This is a genomic window from Paraburkholderia madseniana (assembly GCF_009690905.1).
GTDB lineage: Bacteria > Pseudomonadota > Gammaproteobacteria > Burkholderiales > Burkholderiaceae > Paraburkholderia > Paraburkholderia madseniana.
Genome location: NZ_VOSW01000201.1, coordinates 1 through 6,112, shown reverse-complemented (window position 1 = coordinate 6,112; position 6,112 = coordinate 1). Strand labels below are relative to the sequence as shown.

The 6,112-nt window shown below is 59.7% G+C and carries 5 protein-coding genes; 3 read left to right on the top strand and 2 right to left on the bottom strand.

The window, feature by feature from the left end:
- Nucleotides 1-282: 282 nt before the first annotated feature.
- Nucleotides 283-477 carry a hypothetical protein gene (locus FSO04_RS44695; RefSeq protein WP_154567754.1) on the bottom strand — a complete coding sequence of 65 codons (195 nt, stop codon included), beginning with the start codon at nt 475-477 and terminating at the stop codon, nt 283-285.
- Between the two features lie 540 nt (nt 478-1,017).
- Here FSO04_RS44695 and FSO04_RS44690 point away from each other — a divergent pair.
- Nucleotides 1,018-2,037 (top strand): helix-turn-helix domain-containing protein, encoded by a 1,020-nt coding sequence (locus FSO04_RS44690; protein WP_154567753.1) that lies wholly within the window; start codon nt 1,018-1,020, stop codon nt 2,035-2,037.
- Nucleotides 2,038-2,062: 25 nt separating this feature from the next.
- Here FSO04_RS44690 and FSO04_RS44685 read toward each other — a convergent pair whose 3' ends face one another.
- Nucleotides 2,063-3,370 carry an MFS transporter gene (locus tag FSO04_RS44685; protein ID WP_154567751.1) on the bottom strand — a complete coding sequence of 436 codons (1,308 nt, stop codon included), beginning with the start codon at nt 3,368-3,370 and terminating at the stop codon, nt 2,063-2,065.
- A 925-nt stretch (nt 3,371-4,295) separates the two neighbouring features.
- Between FSO04_RS44685 and FSO04_RS44680 the strand changes: the two genes are divergently transcribed.
- Nucleotides 4,296-4,592: a hypothetical protein gene (locus tag FSO04_RS44680; protein WP_174825356.1), complete on the top strand. Its 297-nt coding sequence runs from the start codon at nt 4,296-4,298 to the stop codon at nt 4,590-4,592.
- 24 nt (nt 4,593-4,616) lie between these two features.
- Nucleotides 4,617-5,354, top strand: a complete 738-nt coding sequence (locus FSO04_RS44675; protein WP_154567750.1) for a hypothetical protein — start codon at nt 4,617-4,619, stop codon at nt 5,352-5,354.
- Nucleotides 5,355-6,112 lie beyond the last annotated feature (758 nt).

Genomic DNA, 6,112 nt, shown 5'->3' with positions numbered 1-6,112 from the left:
CAGATCGATTCCACTAAACTTGTTCATGCCGGCCTCCTGTGCGTCACGTCGCTGTTCGCACCTCGACTCTACGCCAGCCGTTCGACCCGAACGGAGGGGAGGCCGGCTATATGATTATCAGAACCGGAATTCGTCGTGGAGCACGAATTTGACCCATTCGGACTCGCGAGACATGGCAATCTCCTCAAGAACATTTCGGAAATCCTGGGGCCGCGGCAAGGGCCTGGGAGAACGGTCAATCCCGCATATCACCGAGCGTGCGGGCTCACACGGTCCGACGTGTCAGTGAATTCGCGCGAGGGTACGAAGCAGGGCATCTCCGTCCTGCGTAACGCGAGGGAGCACGGCACCACCCGCAAGTTGCTCCATGTCGAGCAGTTGACGTTCGAGCAACGTGTCAAGTTCGTCCCGGTCGGCAATCTGTTCGACGCAGTCCTTGACGAGCATCAATGTCGCAAATTCATGGGGGCTGAGCATACCTGTCTCCTGAGAGTTCGAGTAGGCGCTGTACATGGAATGCGCCGGCTACCGGCTTGTGTGCCGTGCCCGCCAGCTATAGCGCTCGCTTGCGGCCACGCATTACCAGCGGCGCATTTGGCTGCGATATGCAGCGGGGAGTTGATGGTAGAAGGAGGTTCAGGAGTACGGCAATTCGGGGTGTCCCGCATATTGGACATATTGGCCGTAGCGCACTTCCAAAGATGCGGCACCGATTAAGCGCTTGCTTCATCGTCGTGTCTCCCTTGTGAAGGGAACCGGTGAGCGAGCGCACGCTTGCCGGCCACGAAGGGTCGTTTGTGTTGCACGACCCAATGGCTGGTTCTTGGCGAACTGCGGCCCACAATTGACACTCAACATACTCTTACCTGTACGCGCAGGTTTGACCGTGCGTGTCAGCTCCTGAAAAATTCCAGACCCGTTTTTCGAAAAATTCACGCCGGGCAGATTTTCGGTTAAATTCCGAAAACGTCTACTCCAGAAGACGTCCATGCACATTCCAGTAACGAACTTCTTCGCATGAGCTCCCGCGCACCCACGGTTGATGTCTGCCGTCCGCTAAAGCACGGCATTGCCCACAGTCACTTCAGCGTGCGGGGGGAAGCGCCACAGCGGCGCTTGCTCGCCTGGCGGGATCGGGTCGGTCACCTTGTTGACGTGCTGCCCTCGCGATCTGACCTGGAGAGGCCGTTCCAAGCGTCGATTGACCGCTATCAGGTTGGCGAGCTTGTATTTACGGATTGCCGGTCGGACCTGATTGTGCTTGAGCGCTCACTGGCCCGGATCTCGACAGACCGGGTACGCGACTTCGTCTTTCATGTGTTTCTGGAGGGCGGAGTTGAGAACGTCGCCGTGCGCACCGCGCGGCGCGATCCCACACCCTCAGCCGCAAGCATCCTTGCACTGGATATGAACCAACCCGTTCGAATGCAACGCCAGGCATGCAGGGTGATCGCGTTTTTCGTGCCGGGCGAGTTTGTGCAGGAGGTCTTTCCTGATCCGGAGGCCATCCACGGCCGTGTGCTCCATGGTTCGACGCCGCTCGAGCGACTGATCATCGAACACGTTGCGGCGCTCAGTCGGACGATCGCATGCATGAGTGCCGGTGAGGCGGACGGCGCCATACGCGCGGCGGCCAAGCTCCTTGTCGCAGCGTTTGGACGACAGGCGCGCCTGAGCGGCGACACGCGCGCTGCAGCCCGGGTAGCCATGTTCGGTCAGGTACGGCGCTATATTCAGGCGCACCTGACTGAAGATGAACTCTCCCCCGAAAGTGTGCTAAATGCGCTTCAACTTCCTCGCCCGACCATCTATCGCCTGTTTCAGCATGAAGGCGGCGTTGGCGCTTATATCCGCCACCTGAGGCTACGCCATGCGGCCGATGAACTGATCCGGTATCCGCACTTAGCGGTGATAGAGATTGCCTACGGACTCGGCTTCAAAAGTGCGTCTGATTTTACGCGCGCCTTCCGGCGAGCCTACGACATGGCGCCGCAGGATTTTCGGGCTCTAGCTGACAAGATAGTTCAGACCCAGTGATAGGCGTCAATGCGCACGCGGCGGTTCAGGTTTCGAGGCGCCGTTCCTTGAAAAGCGTCAGCGCACAGAAGCTCACCACACACGCCGGCGCCACATACCAGGCTGCAGACATGGGATCGCCGGTCCATCTGATCAATGCCGTCACGATGAATTGAGCAGTGCCGCCGAACAAGGCGACGTGCAGCGCATGCGAAACGGCCATGCCGCTGGCGCGCACCCGCGCAGGAAGCGCTTCGAGCACAAGCAGGGCGACCGCGCCGGCGCCGAACGCCACCATTGTGCTAATGAGCCCGACGCCGCACAGGATAGGCAGCGCGCTGGTCGCACGGGTAATCACCAGAAAGACCGGATAGACCAGAAGCGCCGTGCATCCAGAGGCAAGGAGGGCCAGTGGTTTGCGGCGAGGCAGACTGTCTATGAGGCGGCCGGCCAGCGGCGGAATGACGACCAGCAGCAGCGCAGACAACGCGGAAGCCAGAAATCCGATGACGGCGGGCATGTGCATCACGCGAGTCGCATAGCTAGGCATGAAGTAGACGATCGCGTAGACCGGTATGGTTTGCCCCATCATCATCAGCATCGCCAGCAGGATCGTCGTCCCATGTTCGCGACACAGTTCGGCGAGCGGTGTGCCGGCATTTCTGGCGGTGTTGGTGGGAATCCGATCATCGCGAAGCCGATGGCGAACGTAGAGACCGACTGGCGCGATCAGCAGACCGATCAGGAATGGGATCCGCCAGCCCCACGAAGCAAGAGCGGCCGGTGACACCGTGCTGGTGAGTAGCACCCCCAGGCTTGCGCCCAGCAACGCGGCCGCGCCTTGGCTAGCGAGCTGCCAGCTGACCAGATAGCCGCGACGCGACACGGGCCCAGCCTCCAGCACGAAGGTCGCGGCAACTCCGATGTCGCCGCCGACGGCAAAGCCCTGCAACGATCGAGCGGCGATGACAACGAGCGGCGCAATCACGCCTATGCTGGCAAACGACGGGCACAGGCCGAGCGCGGCGGTTCCCAGAGCCATCATCCAGCTGGTCCTCGTCATCGCTGCGCGGCGTCCAACGCGGTCCGCGTAAGCGCCGATGATCATCGCGCCAACAGGTCGCATGAAAAAGCCGACGCCGAATGTACCGACGGCCCACAGCAATGAAGTCATCGGATCGTTCGCTGGGAAGAACCGGTCTCCGATCATCACCGCGAAGAATCCGAAAACGGTGAAATCGAACATTTCGAGGCCAGTCACAAGCGATGCTGCGACAACGGTTTTGAGAAGCTCGCGGGGATTTTCTTGATTGCCCGAAGGCTGGTCGCACGTCGCGAAGGGAGGCGTGAACATTCTTTTGTAAGGTCGTCAGTAATGGCGCATGAGTTTCACGTTGAAAACGCATTCTCGCTACGCGACGCGTTGCACGATACCACGTGCGCCCCTTCGCTGACTGGCGGCGCGCACGTGGCTCTCCCTCCGGGAGTCCGGTCCGGTGACATGGGACGGTCCCTGCCTCGCCAGATGAGGATATTCGATAACGTTTGCGTCTTGACAAAGCGAATGTCCACCGAGAGTGCAAAGCCCTAGTCCGCACTACACCGAAGTCGACGGACAAAGACTGGCAACTGGGGAAAGGCGCGGCAGATTCGCCAGACGGCCATTCGAAACGTCATTGGCGATTGACCGGTGCTGGCCTTGGAACGGACCGTTGTAAATCTCGTCCGATCAGCGGCTTCGGGTCGGCGAACAACCCTAAACGACTACCGCCGGATAGCCCCCGGGCGAACGCTGGCGCGTGAGGCCTGCCTTGTTACTCGTCGTTCGAGTGGGTGCCTCGGCTGATCACCTGCCGCGATCAGGTTGATTGAAACGATGCTGGCTCAGACAGAGTTAGCCCGTTGGTCTCCCGAAATGGCTCACCTTTTGGCGCCTCGATCAAAACGAACAGATGCAACTAACCGTCTTGCGTTTTCTGCGATACGAACACATCAAACCCCAGTCGTTGGGTCGCATAATTTTGTTCCCGTTCCTGGCCAGTCGAATTGCGGCTGGCAGACATGTCGGGAACAAGTTTGCTTCAAGAGGCCTTGCAGAAAGTTGTTCCCCAGACCAACGCTTGAGGCGATTTTGTGACTTTTCCGGCAGGCCCCAAGCGCAGCGCCGAATTGAATACCGGTGAAAGCGCTCTCGTTTGATGGTACCCCGTGCGCTGACGGGGAGGCTGGGCCCGCGGTATCACAGGGCGTTTGTTTCACGTCTCGAGGCGAGGAACAAATTGCTGCAAGAAGGTGTGGTGGTGATCGATTCTCCGCTCAAGGCATACGCTGATCCCGATTCGGCCGAAGAACGGGCCCGGCCTACCCGGACACTCACTGACAGGTTTTACGCGTGGCTGTCGACCTGGGGTGGGCCGGGGCAGATTGTGGTGGCCGAGAATGAAAAGATTCACGCCGCAACGGCCGACGTGCTGAAACCGGTTGAGTTCACGCGCCGCAACGATTCGGGGCGCGCGGGCTTCTATCTGAAGAGCGTTGTACCCATGCAGCCAGTGGATGATGTCCGATCCGACTAGCGACTCCAGAATGAAACTGCCGATATGATCGAACCACAGCTTCAACGTAGGGCGGAACTGCTGCGCGATATAACAAACCTGGGGCTCCTCGGCAGCCTTTGTGAGGACCACGGCGACGTGGTCGTTTTCGAGCGTACACCGCTACTGCTGTCAAAAAGCGAGCGCCCAGACGCGATCGCCGGTCGGGCTGTTTGGGTGGACGATCCCGCAGGATGGTTTGCTACGGACTTGAGCGGTTGCGAGGCGCTGGCCCGATGGATGCCGGATTATGTGGCGCCTCATTTCTACCTCGCAACAACTCGCGAGCAGAGCTGGCGATGCGGCGAAGCCACAGCCGTGCATTGCATCGCGTGCACAGGGGACTATCTGCAGCGGCGTCTGGACTATGATGAGGACGACGGTGCAGTCCGAGGTGTCGAATGGGCAATATCCGAGTATGGCTCGTTCGTTGGAATGTTCATCGGCAACTTGACGCTTGTGAATGGCAGTGTTCGTAGACTCATCAGCGAGCGATGTCCGGGCTACTACGTCGACCTGAGCAAGATGGCTGACTCAAGCTATTACATGAACCACTGCGCCCACTGTAATGCCAAGTTTGGTGACTTCTTCATGTACAGCGAACCGGGTGGCGCGTTTTTCCCCGTAACGCCGGAAGAGGCCAAACTAATACAACTCACCCGGATCGACCTGCCACTGCTCGCGCAAGGAAACGGGTCGGCGAGTGCTCCGGACATGGTGCCCTATTGCACGGTCGTCGGCTAAGCTGTTCTACTCCGAGAATGCCAGAGTCCACAACAGCGTGCTGCTTCCGACTGGCTCCGGCATTTGCGCGAAGACCGAGACAGCCGCACCTTCTTCAACGAAAATGCATTGAGGCAGGCCCCAATGTTCGCGATGAAGGTCGCCGAAGAGGTCGCGAAGGCTTATCTGGCAAGCGCCGATGTGCGTGAGGAGCTAATGCGCCGACGGGGACCCAAGTGCGCATGCTGCAGGCCACGGCGACGGCCCTCGAAACGGAACTTGACGCCGCAGGCACCTGGCTGATCTCGGACACCACTAGCCCGGCATTCCGGGAACCCCTTCGCCAACTTCAGGCGATGCCTTCCCGGGTGCCACCAAGAACAGCGGGGCGGTTACCAGATCGCGACCGTCCTGGTGGCGCGGGCAACGGAGTGCGGCGCCATTCAATTCGTCGGCAAGTACGTGTTGCTCCACACACTGCGACACGCGGCGTGCAACGGTAGCGCCGACTGGATGCAGTTGGCCCTTCCGCCGAGCGTTTTCTGATGGGCCTGCGGCAACGGAGAAACGGAGGGTCGCTTATCAGAGCTATCATACCCTTCGTTTCGGGACACTGGCCCTGATTTCGACCAGGCGATCGCTCACACAACTAAGAGACGGTTTCAAAAAGGCTCCTGCATAGATCGCTGGAGGGTATTCCAACAGATGAGGCAAGCGGCGAACTTCAAGAAAGCTTCATGGATCCTGGCAAGGCGCTCGTAGCGGACTCGAAGACGATG